14 protein-coding genes are annotated in these 14,376 nt (G+C 37.1%); 13 read left to right on the forward strand and 1 reads right to left on the reverse strand.

What is annotated here, in order from left to right; translation table 11 throughout:
* Window positions 1-35: 35 nt before the first annotated feature.
* Both adhP and IGI37_RS07535 read left to right on the forward strand, forming a co-directional pair.
* Window positions 36-1,040, forward strand: coding sequence for an alcohol dehydrogenase AdhP (gene adhP, locus IGI37_RS07530; protein ID WP_438760984.1), 1,005 nt, complete (start codon window positions 36-38; stop codon window positions 1,038-1,040).
* A 45-nt stretch (window positions 1,041-1,085) separates the two neighbouring features.
* Entirely contained in the window at window positions 1,086-1,853 is a 768-nt protein-coding gene (locus tag IGI37_RS07535) for a response regulator transcription factor (protein ID WP_438760985.1), read from the forward strand.
* Between the two features lie 200 nt (window positions 1,854-2,053).
* Here IGI37_RS07535 and IGI37_RS07540 read toward each other — a convergent pair whose 3' ends face one another.
* Window positions 2,054-3,472: a polysaccharide deacetylase family protein gene (locus IGI37_RS07540; RefSeq protein ID WP_438760986.1), complete on the reverse strand. Its 1,419-nt coding sequence runs from the start codon at window positions 3,470-3,472 to the stop codon at window positions 2,054-2,056.
* A 160-nt stretch (window positions 3,473-3,632) separates the two neighbouring features.
* Between IGI37_RS07540 and IGI37_RS07545 the strand changes: the two genes are divergently transcribed.
* From IGI37_RS07545 to IGI37_RS07595, 11 genes are all read left to right on the forward strand, one after another.
* Window positions 3,633-3,971, forward strand: a complete 339-nt coding sequence (locus tag IGI37_RS07545; RefSeq protein ID WP_438760987.1) for a CsbD family protein — start codon at window positions 3,633-3,635, stop codon at window positions 3,969-3,971.
* Window positions 3,972-4,340: 369 nt separating this feature from the next.
* Window positions 4,341-4,820, forward strand: coding sequence for a transcriptional regulator NrdR (nrdR, locus tag IGI37_RS07550; protein ID WP_438760988.1), 480 nt, complete (start codon window positions 4,341-4,343; stop codon window positions 4,818-4,820).
* Between the two features lie 18 nt (window positions 4,821-4,838).
* On the forward strand, window positions 4,839-6,239 hold the full coding sequence (locus IGI37_RS07555; protein WP_438760989.1) for a replication initiation and membrane attachment family protein: 1,401 nt from the start codon (window positions 4,839-4,841) through the stop codon (window positions 6,237-6,239).
* Window positions 6,239-7,165 (forward strand): primosomal protein DnaI, encoded by a 927-nt coding sequence (gene dnaI / locus IGI37_RS07560; RefSeq protein ID WP_438760990.1) that lies wholly within the window; start codon window positions 6,239-6,241, stop codon window positions 7,163-7,165. Before IGI37_RS07555 ends, dnaI begins: the two co-directional genes overlap by 1 nt.
* A 38-nt stretch (window positions 7,166-7,203) precedes the next feature.
* Entirely contained in the window at window positions 7,204-7,683 is a 480-nt protein-coding gene (locus IGI37_RS07565; protein ID WP_438760991.1) for a hypothetical protein, read from the forward strand.
* 295 nt (window positions 7,684-7,978) lie between these two features.
* Window positions 7,979-9,394, forward strand: coding sequence for an ISLre2 family transposase (locus tag IGI37_RS07570; protein WP_438760992.1), 1,416 nt, complete (start codon window positions 7,979-7,981; stop codon window positions 9,392-9,394).
* A 240-nt stretch (window positions 9,395-9,634) separates the two neighbouring features.
* Window positions 9,635-10,336, forward strand: coding sequence for a tRNA (adenine(22)-N(1))-methyltransferase (locus IGI37_RS07575; protein WP_438760993.1), 702 nt, complete (start codon window positions 9,635-9,637; stop codon window positions 10,334-10,336).
* On the forward strand, window positions 10,333-11,469 hold the full coding sequence (locus IGI37_RS07580; protein ID WP_438760994.1) for a Nif3-like dinuclear metal center hexameric protein: 1,137 nt from the start codon (window positions 10,333-10,335) through the stop codon (window positions 11,467-11,469). The genes IGI37_RS07575 and IGI37_RS07580 overlap by 4 nt, the downstream gene beginning before the upstream one ends.
* A 15-nt stretch (window positions 11,470-11,484) precedes the next feature.
* Complete coding sequence (pepT, locus tag IGI37_RS07585) at window positions 11,485-12,714, forward strand: peptidase T (RefSeq protein ID WP_438760995.1); 1,230 nt, start codon at window positions 11,485-11,487, stop codon at window positions 12,712-12,714.
* A 162-nt stretch (window positions 12,715-12,876) separates the two neighbouring features.
* Entirely contained in the window at window positions 12,877-13,161 is a 285-nt protein-coding gene (locus IGI37_RS07590) for a DUF1294 domain-containing protein (protein WP_438760996.1), read from the forward strand.
* Window positions 13,162-13,185: 24 nt separating this feature from the next.
* The gene (locus tag IGI37_RS07595) at window positions 13,186-14,232 is read left to right on the forward strand and encodes a lysylphosphatidylglycerol synthase transmembrane domain-containing protein (RefSeq protein ID WP_438760997.1); all 1,047 of its coding nucleotides are present in this window, start codon (window positions 13,186-13,188) and stop codon (window positions 14,230-14,232) included.
* Window positions 14,233-14,376 lie beyond the last annotated feature (144 nt).

The following is a 14,376-nucleotide window of genomic DNA, read 5'->3' on the forward strand; positions in this document are numbered from 1 at the left end:
TCTTACCTTAGACTTATAATTAGGAGAGATAGATTATGAAAGCAGCAGTAGTTTCAAATAATAAAACTGTAGAGATTGTAGAAAAAAGTTTAAGAAGCTTAAAACCCAATGAAGCATTATTAAAAATGGATTGTTGTGGTGTTTGTCATACAGACTTGCATGTAAAAAATGGCGACTTTGGTGACGTGACTGGCAGAGTCTTAGGGCACGAAGGAGTAGGAAAGGTTATTGCTATAGGTGAAGATGTCACCTCACTTGCAATCGGCGATCGTGCTAGTGTTGCATGGATGTTTGAAAGCTGTGGCAGCTGCGAATATTGTATTAACGGACAAGAAAGTTTATGTCGCACTGTAAAAAACGCGGGCTTTTCAGTAGATGGCGGTATGGCTGAAGAGTGTATCGTTACTGCTGACTATGCAGTGAAGGTTCCAGAAAAGCTTTCTTCTGCGAAAGCTAGTAGTATTACTTGCGCTGGCGTTACTACTTATAAAGCTGTAAAGGTATCAGATATAAAACCTGGTCAGTGGATTGTTATTTTTGGACTAGGTGGATTAGGAAACTTAGCTCTACAATATGCAAAAAATGTTTTTAACGCTAAAGTAATTGGGATTGATGTCAATAATAGCCAATTAGAGTTTGCTAAAAGTAGTGGGGCTGACTTGGTATTTAATCCAGTGGAAGAAGATGTTGTAGAGAAGATACAAGAAGCTACTGGTGGCGCACATGCAGCTGTAGTGACTGCTGTTTCTAAAAATGCGTTTAATTCGGCAGTTGATGTAGTTAGAGCGGGAGGAACTGTGGTTGCAGTTGGCTTACCTTCTGAAAGTATGGATCTTAATATTCCAAGATTAGTTCTTGACGGAATCAAAGTCATCGGTTCATTAGTAGGTACTAGAACGGACTTAGCGGAAGCTTTTCAATTTGCGGCAGAAGGAAAAGTTACGCCAAAAGTCGAAATGCGTCAAATTGAAGACATCAATGATATCTTTGATGAGATGGTCAGTGGAAAAATTAATGGTCGAATGGTTATCGAATTTTAATAACATTTATTATTTATAGTAGTCTTAAAAATTAGGAGGAAGAACATGTGCAATGTATTACTCATTGACCATGATAGTCAATCTATTAAACCGATAGAGCAGTATGTAGAAGCTTATTTCGCTAATGTTATTTTATTTCCAGCAATTCAAACATATAAACAACTGGATAATATAATAAAAAAACATAAAATTGAGATTGCTATTATTAATACTGAGATTGGCATTGACTGTTTCGACCTTCACAAACGGTTGGTTGTCAGTAATCCAAATACCAAATCAATTCTTTTTTCTTCACGTGGTGAGTTTAAAATTGCTCAAAAAGCATTACGATATGGAATTGTTGACTATTTGTTGACTCCAATTGGAACTGATTTTATTTATGCATTAGATCGTGCGATTCAATCAATTAATCAGATATCTTTGCTAAATGTGAGGAATAATCATAATACCTCTCGTTCATTCCATCTGAAAAACCGAATTTTGCGGTATATTCATGATCAATACGCTGAAGATATTTCCTTAGTAACACTTTCTGACTATTTACATCTAAGTAGAGACTATACCAGTAGATTGGTAAAAGATACTTTGGGAATGACATTTTCTCTCTATTTGCTGATTTATCGGATAGAGGTTGCTAAAAAAGAATTATCGACAAGCGATTTAACTGTTAATGAAATAGCTCATCGAGTTGGTTTTAATGAACCAAACTACTTTAGCAAAAAATTTAAAGAAGTCGTTCATTTAACACCTACCCAATATAAAAAAACTTATAGCGGTGTGGGAACAATCATTACTTCTGGTTTTATCAATTAAGAATTTACCATAAATAGGAGCGTGGGACGAAATTTTGCCCCACGCTCCTATTACATGAATAAACATCGAATAAAGAAGCCGTTCCTTGTTATTTATCTGAGTGAAACATTGTTGACTCAACGCTCATATGGTTGAAGTTGATTGCTTGTAAATTGACGTTTGTAATCAACTCTCTGGATTATCTATAAATGTTTCTATTTTTAAAATTCATTAATTTCTCTGGAACCGCCAAAGTATTGCGTATGACTTTTTGGTCCCTTAAAAATAGTGTCCACAGTTGTAAATTCGTAACCTTGTTTTTTTAACGATTGAATAATTGGTCGGACTGCATCAACACTGTTCTCATGAATATCATGTAATAAGATAACAGAACCATCCTCTAGTTGATCATTAACTGTTTTGACGATCTTTTCAGAACTGCCTTTTTTCCAATCTTCCGTATCTACATTCCAGTGAATCAATGGTTGATCTAACGTTTTAGCGATGGATTCCTTCATTGCACCATAAGGCGGACGAATATATTTGGGAAGAAGGCCTGTTGCCTTATAAACAGTTTTATCTGTACTATGCATTTGCGTTTTGATAGCGTCCGGTGTTAATTGTGTAAGATTTTTATGGTCATAGGAATGATTTCCGATAGTATGCCCATCCTCAATAATTTCTTTCAACACATTGGGATAAGCTTCTGCTTGGCTTCCTAAAACAAAGAAGGTTGCAGGAACATCTTCTTCTTTCAAAATTTTGAGTAACTTTTCAGTCGTCTCAGGGCGTGGGCCGTCATCAAAGGTGAGAGCAACTTGTTTATTTTTATGCTCAGGAAAGTATTGTTTTGAAACAAAGCTTGAATTCAGGTAGTGGGAAAACTCAGCCCAAGGAAGCATCACCATAGAAACATCACCAATTGGTTGGGATAACGTCACTTCAATTCCAACATCATTGACTTTATTAACAACCAAATCACCGGTTTTGAAAGGAGCCAAATTTAAGACCTCATCAATAATGGTATTCCCGTCTTTACTCCTATTTAAAATTTCTTGCTGAATCAGAAAGTGGCAACGCATTAACTCTTCATTGCTTGGGAAAAAATCTGTCGTTGTTGGCATCTTTTTTGTATCCGAGCGTATAAAGCTTGCTTCTCCAGAATTTGATTCGGTTTGATCATAAGATTTTTTCTTTTCATTCCAAATGTAGCTAGAAAAATTATAATAAACACGCGTTAATGATTTGGAATAATTTTCAGAAACTTGTTTTCCGGTAACGATATCTGGTGCATTATCTTTTGGGAAATGGCTAAATAGTAAGCCTAAAGAATCCTCATGTTTCAAATTATCAACAAAAAAGGTCTGTTCATCTGTTGAATAGTTTTTACTTTCTTGCCATTGTTTATCAGCTAATTCTTTCAGTAAAGAGCGTTTAGCTTGCTTTCTTTCTGAAGAAAGTTTGAGTGGTGTATGTGCATACGCATCTTTGTGTTCAGGATTTAAGTCGCTCAATAAACTATTAATCACGTAACCAGATCCGACAATAAAAAGAACAATAATTGGTAAAAAAAACAGCCAATTTTTCTTTTTCGGTTTCTTCCGATATATCTCTTTTCGCGAACGATATTGTTGTGTCATGGGTAAATACTCCTTCAGTAATCTCTTAGTCTAGAGTACCATGCTTAATATAGAGATTCAACGACAGAAACAAGAATCTTTCCATAAATTTTTGCTGCATATTATTTTTATTTCTCTTGTTATTTTGTTATTCTAAAAATAAGTAAGGGAGGAAGTTCTTATGAGCACAATGAAAGATCAGTCGGAGAAAGTCATTGGTTCTGTAAAGGGAAAAATTGGCAACTTACTTAATGACAAACAGTTAGAAGAAGACGGAAAAGAGCAAATAGAAAAAGCCGCCATTCAAATTCAAAAGAAAAAAGACCGTTTGAGAGAGCTAGAGGATAGCTATGATGAGTTTGCTGCAAAAAAGCAAGACTTTACTAAAGAACAAATCAAGCAACCTCAAAAAAACGAACCGTTTGAACCCGTTGATGATACCCCACATATTTCCTCAAAACAACAAAGAGAAGAGATTCGAATGAAACACTATACAGGAATCGAAGAAAAGTTTAGATAGCATAACCATTAACACCTTTACTAAGAAGGAAGAAGTTGATTTCCTTTGTAAAGGTGTTTTTCAACGAATACTTAATGGTTCCTTACTCATTTATGAGCTAATTGGCAATCAGTTGTATATAAATGAATAAAATGTCTAAAAACTGAATAAGAATTGTCCTTACAGGCGCTTTTTTACGTAGTTTTTTACGACAGAACAGGATTTCATGTTATAATATACACGTGTCACCGATAGAAAAAATTTGACGAATACAACAACAACTATTCGTGTCTAAAAAAACACGTTATTCGAGTATTAAGCGTATGATAGAAGCTAGATAGGTATCATACATTGAATAAGTTTACTAATAATGAATTTGAGGTGAAGGTTATGCGCTGTACAAGATGTCAGAATAATAACTCTCGAGTAGTAGATAGTCGACAAACAGATGATGGACGAGCAATCCGTCGTCGTCGAGAATGTGAGAACTGTGGTTTTCGTTTTACCACTTTTGAACGAATTGAGGCTGCTCCTTTACTAGTTATTAAAAAGAATGGCGACCGTGAAGAATTTAATCGCGAGAAAATTTTGCGTGGTTTGGTCCGCTCAGCTGAAAAGCGGCCAATTGCCATTAAGCAGATGGAAGCAATTGTCGATCATGTCGAAAACCGTGTGCAAAATTTGGGGGAAAATGAAGTCTCAACCAATCTAATTGGCGAGTATGTTATGGAAGAGCTGGTTGATCTAGATGAGATTGCCTACATTCGTTTTGCTAGTGTGTATCGACAATTCAAAGATATGTCTGTCTTCTTGAAAGAACTTCAAGATATCGTAGAAAAAGCGAAGGCAGATAATAAAAATAAAGAGTAGTCAAAAGGAGGCCTTTTCTTGGATAGTGCCTGGAAAGAAATCCAACCTAAAAATATTTTTCAACTATACAAGTCCTTACCCAACACCAATCTTGCTGATGAAGCATTGCTTTACCTGTATCAGCCTATCATGGGTGCTCAAGCACTGACTTTATATCTAACCATGGTTAGTGAAATTGAGACAGCTACAGGCCATAGTCAAGAAGCTCTTCATGCGGAACTATTAACGATGATTAATGCAGGGATTCCCCAATTTTTCGAAGCTCGAATCAAGCTTGAGGGAATTGGACTGCTAGAAACCTATAAAAAAGAAGATCCTGAGCTTGGGACAACCTTTCTCTACAAACTACTTACACCCATGGAGCCTGTGGAGTTTTTCAAAGATACCGTTCTTTCTTTTCACCTGTTGAATACAGTTGGAGAAAAGAAATTTCAAACACTTGTCAAACGATTTGAACCAAAACCGCTTGATGTCGACTTACGTGAGTACCAATCAATTACTAAAAAGTTTTTGGACGTGTATGGCTGGCAAAATCAAGAATTGCTTGAGAAAAGTTTAGAGTTAGAAAAGGTCGCTCAAAGGTTTCAGTCGACTGAGGCAAAAAAAACTTTGGCGAATGAAGTGGAACAACTGAACTGGTCTTTTGTTGAAGAGCTTTTGATTAGAAAGTTAGGGCGTAAACTGACTTTGGACAAATCAACGAAAGAGCTTTTCACCGTCTACCATGCCATGTATGGCGTGGATGAGTTAGAATTGGTGGAGATGAGTTTGCCTTCATTTGATATGCTTTCTGGCGCATTTAATCAAAAAGAGTTACAACGTTTGTTAACGGTGGCGAACCTACCAAATAGTCAAAAGCAAGCACCCGAAAAGGCAGAAACTGGTGATTCCGATGCGCAGACCCGTCGATGGAATACCTTACGTCAAGAAGGATTTAGTGAAAAAGAATTGCAATTAGTTCAAGAGAGTGAATCGATTCCGCCAATGATTTATTTGGAGGCAATTAAAACACAGAAAAATGGTTATGTTTCAAAGGATGAAACGTGGCTGATTCGCGAACTGATTAATGAGTCTCCTTTAAAAAACAGTGTCATTAATATTTTGATTAATTATGTCTTAGTCGTAAAAAATGATTCTAGTTTAACACGCAATTTTGTCAGTCGAATTGCTAATGACTGGTCCCAACTCAAAATTCAATCATCAGAAGCCGCGATTCGTCACGTAAAAACGCTGAAAGAAGACGCGAAGAAAAAAAGTGAAACAACACCTAGACGCACGTCTCAAAAACGCGTTCGACGTGAAAAACTACCTGAGTGGTTGAATAAACCTCAAGTGGAAGCTGCAACGGATCCAGAAAAACAAGCTGAGATAAACCGCAAACTTCAAAACTATCTCGCAAAGAAGGAAGGTGAGGACTGATGGAAGACGTAGGAAAAGAGCTTTCAAAAATAGTCAAACAACGTAATTATCAAGATCGGTTCGCCAAAATGATGGATAAGGTTTTAGCAGATGAAGATGTTCAAAGCTTTTTAACTGAGCACAAAGATAAGCTGACAGAAGAAGATATTGAAAAAAGCTATGCCAAACTCTATGAATTTGTCCAAGAAAAAAGAAAATATAAACTAAATGATCCAACCATGATTGCTCCAGGCTACGAGCCACAATTGATGCTGAATTTCCATTATGTAGACGTCACCTATGTTCCCACAGAAGCCTTAATTGCTAGACGTCGCCAAGAAGAAATTAAGAGTCGAATTCATGCGATGGATATGCCAAAAGATATCCGAAATGCTTCATTTAATACATTTGATAATACCAGTGGGCGAGGAGAAGCTCTTTCAGCGGCCCTAGATTTTGTCGAAGGTTATTCTGCTGACAAGAAAGCCTTTCATAAAGGACTCTATCTTGTTGGAAGCTTCGGTATTGGCAAAACTTATCTGCTGGGTGCCATCGCTGGAGAATTAGCTATTAAAGGGTTTAGTACGACTTTAGTGCATTTTCCGACATTTGCCGTGGAGATGAAACAAGCGATTGGAAAAGATCAAGTAGCAGAAAAGTTAGATGCAGTGAAAAAATCGCAAGTCTTAATGATTGATGATATTGGTGCTGATGCAATGAGTAGTTGGATTCGAGATGAGGTCTTTGGAGTCATTTTACAATATCGAATGCAAGAACAGCTGCCAACCTTCTTTTCTTCTAATTTTTCAATGGAAGAGCTAGAGGACCATTTGTCAGTCACGCAACGCGGAGACGAAGAACCGTTAAAAGCCAAGCGGATTATGGAACGAATTCGTTATTTAACAAAAGAGGTTTGGATGTCAGGGAAAAATCGTCGAAACGGATAAATCAATCGCACTTGTTTAAGAATGAAAGGTGAGTCTTAATGAAAAAAAGTAGTTTATGTGCACTGCTAACTATTAGTTTAGGCCTAGTATTGGTCGGTTGTTCAAACGAAACAAAAAAGCCTCAAGCAAGTACCGAGACTAGTCAGTCAATCAGTAGCTCAACGAAAGAAAGTAGTGAAAAAGAAATGAGCTCGACAGAAGATAAAAGTCAAACTCGTTCAGAATTCACGGCTACCTTAAGTGAAGACGCAAAAGAAAATGAAAAAGACAAGAACCAACTTCGCCTTATTCTAAATGAGGTGACGGCAAAGGTCGATCCCGAAAACATCATTGGCTCTTTCTCAAATGGTGGGGTCATTTTAAATGTGGCAACGGATCAGTTAGGTGAAAAGACCTCTTTGGCTTCCTTAAAAAAAGGAACAGAAGTCACTTTTGTTCTGAATAAAACACCCATCATGACAATGTCGTTACCACCACAAATCCCTGGTAATTCGATTGAGACTGTCACTTCAAACTAACGAGTATTTTGAGAGTGAAGGATAACTCAGCTAGGTATCTTTTATATTCTGAGTATCCGAACAAACGCTGGGGATAGAGGAAGGTTTGTTCCAACCTTTGAAGAAAAACAAAGTGAATAAACATTAGAAAGTAATTTCTGATTTTTATTCACTTTTTTCGTTTTGCCGTTTCGATTCTATCCTCAATTGAAGTGCTAAGTGTAAAATATATTGCGGTAAGATTTGAAAAAAAGAAAGAAGACCATTATTCTAATTGTTAGGTTTAGCGGCCAATAACAATAAGAGGATGGTCTTCATGGAAACTATTGTAAACGAAATTGCAGAAATTTTAAAGAGTGAATCGCATTTTATTGCAAAAGAAAAAGCATTAGTCATTTATCTTGCCAATTTGATCCGAGAAATCATCACAATGGCCTTTGAACAAATAGATGATGATTTAATTGGAGAATACAAAAAACAAGGGTATCAAATAGAAAAAAAGAACGATCGGAAATTATTGACAGTATTCGGCGAAATTCAATTCCGTAGAAGGCGATACATCAAGGAAGGCGAGTCTTCAGTTTATGCGTTAGATGTCTTTTTAGGATTGAAAAGCCATGATAGGTACAGTCATTTACTCAAACGAAATGTTGCGGAGCTTGCCAGCAAAATGACGTATCGGAATAGTGAGAAAGCCATAGAACTCTTGACTTCCTTCACCATGAGTCATCGAAAAATAAACCGGTTGGTCTTACAGGTGGGTGAAGAAATTAAAAGCCAACAAACGGCGGAAGAACGCTATGATGAAAGAAAAGATAAAAAGAGAAGACCTTCAGCGATTTACATTGAAGGAGACGGTATTCAAATTAAAGGTCAGAAAAAAAACCAATTAGAAATTTATCGATTTCAAGTATGTGAAGGTTCAAGACCAGTCGGGAAAAATCGAAGACAGTTGAAAAATTATCATGAGTTTGTAAGCCTTAGCCGTAAGCAAGCACTAAAAGAAACACAAGAGTACCTAGCAAACACGTATCGCCTTGAAAAAACCATTGTCATCAGTAATAGTGATGGTGGTTCAGGCTTTGAAAAAAATGTATTTGAAGAGCTAGCGGGAAATTGTAGACGGCATGAATTCTTTTTAGACGCGTACCATGTTAATCGAAAAATTAAAGAAAGACTCTCTAACTTCAAAGATTTACAGCCGTATCTAATGGAGGCTATTTGGCAAGCTTATAGTTGGGACAAGGTCGTTGTAGCGTTAGATACGGCGGCGAGCCTGTTAGTGGACGAGCAAGACACAGAAAAAAACCGAGAATCTCTGCGTCTATTAGAAAACTACTTAACTAGAAACTGGAAGTGGCTACAACCTTTTGAACAACGAAATTTAGCTGGGATTCAAAAATGCATAGGCACCTGTGAAAGCAATCATAGAGTGTACAGCTATCGAATGAAACGACAAGGACGCTATTGGACAAAGAGTGGAGCTGAAGCCATGGTGCGAGTGATATCAAGTATAAAAAACAAAGAAATTGAACAATGCTTGATGACAGATTATGCACCAGCAGAACCGGAAGACGCGTTGAAGAAACGCTGCCAACAAGCATTAAGAAATACGACTAGTAAGCGTTGGAATCGTTTTGAAGAGCATGTAGGCATTCAATACGGACATGTAACAGGAAAAGAAAAAACATCAACGGGCATGGGAAAACTGATTCGCGGATTATGTAGTTAAAAAAATTCATAATGCCCTACCAAATGGCAATTGTGTCAAGTAAATTATTTTTAGCAAAAATGATTTACTTGACACAATTCAACCAAGCGAAGCGCGGTAGGAAAGTGAAATAATATAAATAGAGCCGTACCTATCACTCTAAAATAATGGTTACCGCAAAATACTTGACACATACATTGAAGTGGCAGAACTTTTATTTTGTAGTAAGAATGATATAATAATAGGCGAAGGAGTGGCGCTATGAATCAACAAGAATTATCAAAACGATTGGCTACAGTTGGGGAGTTTGTCCCGAACGGCGCTCGTCTAGCTGACATTGGCTCAGACCACGCTTATTTGCCAGTTGCCTTAGTTTTAGCAAAAAAAATCGACTTTTCAATCGCCGGTGAGGTAGTCATTGGCCCCTTTACTTCGGCTGTTAAACAAGTTAAAAAAAATAATCTCAGCCAAAATATTACAGTTCGTTTAGCAAGTGGCCTTGATGCAATTGAGCAAGATGACGACATCACAGCTATCACTATTGCAGGAATGGGGGGCACGCTAATACGTGATATTTTAGCTCAAGGGCAATCAAAGAACAAACTTTCAGGAAAAGAACGCCTAATTTTACAACCAAATGTCGGTGAAAAAACACTTAGATCTTGGTTGATGGCAGAATCCTATGAAATTATTGCAGAACGTATTCTCGAAGAAAATCAAAAAATTTACGAAATTATTGTTGCTGAAAAATCGCCAAACACAATGACTTACACGAACGAACAGCTCATGTTCGGCCCTTTTTTGTCCAAAGAAAAGAATCCGACATTTAAGAAAAAATGGCAACGAGAGTTAAACCAACGAAACCATGTCTTGCAGCAGCTTTCATTAGCAGAAACGGTTCCTAGTGGAAAGATTGAGCAACTAGAAACAGAAAGAAAATTAATAGAGGAGATGTTGGCATGACCAAACTCATGGGAACAGAATTTATTCAACAATTCGAAGCCTACTGCCCTCAGTGGTTAGCAGAAGAAGGCGATCCAGTCGGCTTACATATTGGGACCCTTAACAAACCAATCAAACGTGTAATGATGACTTTGGATGTTCGTCCGGAGGTTGTGGCAGAAGCAATTGAAAAAAAAATCGACTTATTGATTGCCAAACATCCACCAATTTTCCGCCCAGTTTCTCGATTGACCACAGATACCCCTCAGCAAAAGATGTATGCTGATTTATTAGCTCATAATATTGCTGTTTATGCGGCTCATACCAATATGGATATCATTGAAGATGGTTTAAATGACTGGTTTTGTGAAGCGCTAGAGGTTGTCTCTGACAGTTATTTGACTAAAACGCATGAAATTCCTTTCAAAAAGTTAGCGGTTTACGTTCCTGTAGAATCTGCAAAACAAATGAGAGAAGCCCTAGCAAACGCAGGAGCGGGAGAACAGGGGAATTATCGAGAAACAAGTTTTTCTTCGATTGGTACGGGGCGTTTTACTCCAGTTGATGATGCAAAACCAACAATTGGTCAAATCAACCAGGCCGAACAAGTACAAGAAGCTAAAATAGAAGTGATTTTTCCTGAACCTCTAAAAGAGACTCTCCTTCAAGCGATGTTTGCGGCACATCCGTATGAAGAACCCACCTATGATTTAATTTCATTGGACAATACACCAACATCTTACGGAATTGGGCGTGTTGGTAACTTAAAAGAAGCTCTTTCTTTAGAAGCCTTCCTTGATAAAATCAAAAAAACTTTTGATTTGGAAGGATTACGGGTCGTCATACCTAACCAAATAGTAGATACGCAATCTATGTCAGTCAAACGTGTCGCTATCTGTGGCGGGAGTGGCGAGAAGTTTTATGTTGATGCGTTGAAGCATCAGGCGGATGTCTATATAACAGGAGACATCTATTATCATACTGCGCACGATATGCAGACAGCAGGCTTAATCGCTATTGATCCAGGTCACTATATCGAAAGTTTGTGTAAAGAAAAAATGGTTGAAAAATTCAATCAATGGAAACTAGAAAAAAATTGGCCCGTAGATTTTATCATTTCAGAAACCTCTACGAATCCATTTTCATTCAAATAAAGGAGAGAATTGACTATGTATGAAAACTTATTACCAAGATTTTTACGTTATGTAAAAACAGAAACACGCTCAAATGCTGCAAGTAACACCACTCCTTCAACACCGACCCAAACAGCCTTTGCTCAGGTCTTAAAAAAAGAGCTTGAAGACTTAGGTCTAACAGATGTTTCTTATAATGAAGCAAATGGATTTGTGATGGCAACACTGCCAAGCAATACAGAAAAACAAGTCCGTTCTATTGGTTTTATCGCTCACATGGACACAGCTGACTTTAATGCAGTCAATGTGAACCCTCAAATTATTGAAAACTATGATGGCCAATCAACTATCCAGTTAGATAAAGAAGGCAAGTTCACTTTAAATACAAAAGACTTTCCAAATCTAAAAAATTATACAGGCCAAACATTGATTACTACTGATGGGTCAACATTGTTAGGCTCTGATGATAAATCGGGAATTGCTGAAATCATGACGGCAATGGAAATTTTACTTGCCCATCCTGAAATCAAACACGGCACAATCAAAGTTGCTTTTGGTCCTGATGAGGAAATTGGTGTAGGTGCAGATAAATTTGACGTAAATGAATTTGCGGTTGATTTCGCTTATACCATGGATGGTGGTCCGGTAGGGGAGCTTCAATATGAAACCTTTAGTGCCGCTCAAGCAGATATCACGATTCAAGGAAAAAATGTTCACCCTGGAACAGCAAAAGATACCATGATTAATGCCTTACAACTAGCGATTGATTTTCAAAATTCTTTACCTCAAAATGAAGTGCCAGAAAAAACATCAGGTTACGAAGGATTCTTCCATTTGATGGCTCTAACAGGCAATCCGGAAGAGGCAAAGATGAGTTATATCATTCGTGACCATTCACGTGAAAAATTTGAAGAACGAAAACAAATGATTTTAGATGTCCAAGAAAAAATTAACGCGCAATTTGACCAAGAACGTGTACAAGTGCATATGTTTGATCAATACTATAATATGAAAGAAATCATCGAAAAAGATATGAGTATTGTTGAGTTGGCTAAGCAAGCAATGATTGAACTAGATATTAAGCCAATCATCGAACCCGTTCGCGGCGGAACAGATGGCTCTAAGATTTCTTATATGGGTATTCCAACACCAAATATTTTTGCTGGTGGCGAAAATATGCACGGACGCTTTGAGTTTGTTTCACTACAAGCGATGGAAAAAGCGACAGACGTGATTGTAAAAATTGCGGAGAATAATGCTAAATAAATTAGTTCTTCTGATTTCATTTGTTTATGTCAAAAATTAAAATAGTCTAAGAAGAGTAAGATTTTTTTGGAAATTTTACTCTTTTTTGACATTCCAGTGATTTCCCTTTGCAACTAAGGTCGTAATGAGGTACGCTAATAACGTATGACTTGGAGGGAAAGTATGAATCGTTTATTACAAGAGCTGAGTAGTAACCCGTTGTGGTTCTATCTTTTTATTGTCAATCTTTATTTGTTTTGTCTGATGGGTTATGACAAACGGAAGGCCAAAAAGAAACAATGGCGTGTCCCAGAAAGTAATCTTCTTTTTGTCGGGTTAATCGGTGGCGGCTTAGGTGGCTTACTTGCACAAAAGGCGTTTCACCATAAGACACGCAAACGGAAATTTTTGATTTGCTTTTTATTAGGTATTGTAACAGATGGTGTCTTGCTTTACTTTTTCCATTAATCATTATTGAATTGAGGAATCTTTATGAAAAAAAATAGTAAACTCAAAGTGCTAGTAAATATAGCTATTTTGGCTGGAATGGTTGGGATTATTCTTTACCTTGTTCAGAACTCACTAGCGGATATATTTGCTGAGTTACGTTCAACGAGTTTTATGGTGTTAGCTGGTGTCCTAATTATTGGCACGATCTCTTTGCTTACTGAAGGGCAGGCCATTAAAGAAATCTCAAAACATTTTGAACCTAGTTTTTCGAGACAAGATGGTTTTTGGACGTCTTGTTATGTTGCCTTTTATCGAATCATCACATTTGGAACAGGGACGTTGGTTTCAGAAGTATACTTTTATCGCAAAAAAGGACTGAAGCCTTCACAAGGAGTGGGCGTGACTACTCTACATATGGTAATGTATAAATTTGCCGTTATCACCTATGCCGTGGTTAGTTTGATTATCCAATTTTCACTCTTTTATTCCAACTCGCCTAAGATGATTCCATTTATCTTGGCAGGAATGATTTTGACGATTGTTTTGATTATTGCACTTTTGGCATTATCTAGTAGCGTAAATTTACAGGTATTTTTAATTATTGTAGCCAATCGTTTATTCAAAAGTCCAAAGATTAGAGGCTGGGTTGATACCTGTAATCTTCAAATTTACTCTCTTAGAGATACCGTCAATACAATTATGCAGGATCGAACTGCTGTCTGGCGAATTTACACTTGGAATCTACTTAAGCTCGCTTTATGGTATATCATTCCTTATTTTGTCTTGATGGGTAAACATTCTGACTTGGACTTTTTACAGGCCTTTTCATTTACTAGCTTTGCCGTAATTCTTTCCGGAGTAGTTCCAACACCCGGAGGCATTGGTTCGTTTGAATTTGTTTATTTACTGTTGCTTCGACCAATCGTAGGCACTGTAGATGCCATTTCTTCCGTATTATTATATCGTTTTGGAACGTTTGTTTTGCCGTTTTTGTTCGGTTTTGTCTATGTTCTTGTTGAAAAGAGGAAGAAAATTCAAGAGGAGATTCAAGAAGTAAAAAAAGAACGAAAGGCAATGAGTAATGAGTAAATAGTCATTGTCTTAAAAATAATCGAATTGAATTAAGTAAAGACACATCCTATAATGAGCCGTAAAATCAGAATAGATTAGAATTTACATCTAATCTATTCTGAGCTAATTACAGCAAGTCATTAGGAATGTGTCTTTTTTTGT

The organism is Enterococcus sp. AZ194, assembly GCF_051713825.1.
In the GTDB taxonomy this organism is placed as follows: domain Bacteria; phylum Bacillota; class Bacilli; order Lactobacillales; family Enterococcaceae; genus Enterococcus_K.

Bases quoted from the DNA above. Each gene is read 5' to 3' on its own strand.
- pepT (WP_438760995.1), top strand. From the start codon at position 11,485: ATGTATGAAAACTTATTACCAAGATTTTTACGTTATGTAAAAACAGAA.
- IGI37_RS07595 (WP_438760997.1), top strand. From the start codon at position 13,186: ATGAAAAAAAATAGTAAACTCAAAGTGCTAGTAAATATAGCTATTTTG.
- IGI37_RS07540 (WP_438760986.1), bottom strand. From the start codon at position 3,472: ATGACACAACAATATCGTTCGCGAAAAGAGATATATCGGAAGAAACCG.
- IGI37_RS07575 (WP_438760993.1), top strand. From the start codon at position 9,635: ATGAATCAACAAGAATTATCAAAACGATTGGCTACAGTTGGGGAGTTT.
- IGI37_RS07535 (WP_438760985.1), top strand. From the start codon at position 1,086: ATGTGCAATGTATTACTCATTGACCATGATAGTCAATCTATTAAACCG.
- dnaI (WP_438760990.1), top strand. From the start codon at position 6,239: ATGGAAGACGTAGGAAAAGAGCTTTCAAAAATAGTCAAACAACGTAAT.
- IGI37_RS07565 (WP_438760991.1), top strand. From the start codon at position 7,204: ATGAAAAAAAGTAGTTTATGTGCACTGCTAACTATTAGTTTAGGCCTA.
- IGI37_RS07580 (WP_438760994.1), top strand. From the start codon at position 10,333: ATGACCAAACTCATGGGAACAGAATTTATTCAACAATTCGAAGCCTAC.
- nrdR (WP_438760988.1), top strand. From the start codon at position 4,341: ATGCGCTGTACAAGATGTCAGAATAATAACTCTCGAGTAGTAGATAGT.
- IGI37_RS07570 (WP_438760992.1), top strand. From the start codon at position 7,979: ATGGAAACTATTGTAAACGAAATTGCAGAAATTTTAAAGAGTGAATCG.
- IGI37_RS07590 (WP_438760996.1), top strand. From the start codon at position 12,877: ATGAATCGTTTATTACAAGAGCTGAGTAGTAACCCGTTGTGGTTCTAT.
- IGI37_RS07545 (WP_438760987.1), top strand. From the start codon at position 3,633: ATGAGCACAATGAAAGATCAGTCGGAGAAAGTCATTGGTTCTGTAAAG.
- adhP (WP_438760984.1), top strand. From the start codon at position 36: ATGAAAGCAGCAGTAGTTTCAAATAATAAAACTGTAGAGATTGTAGAA.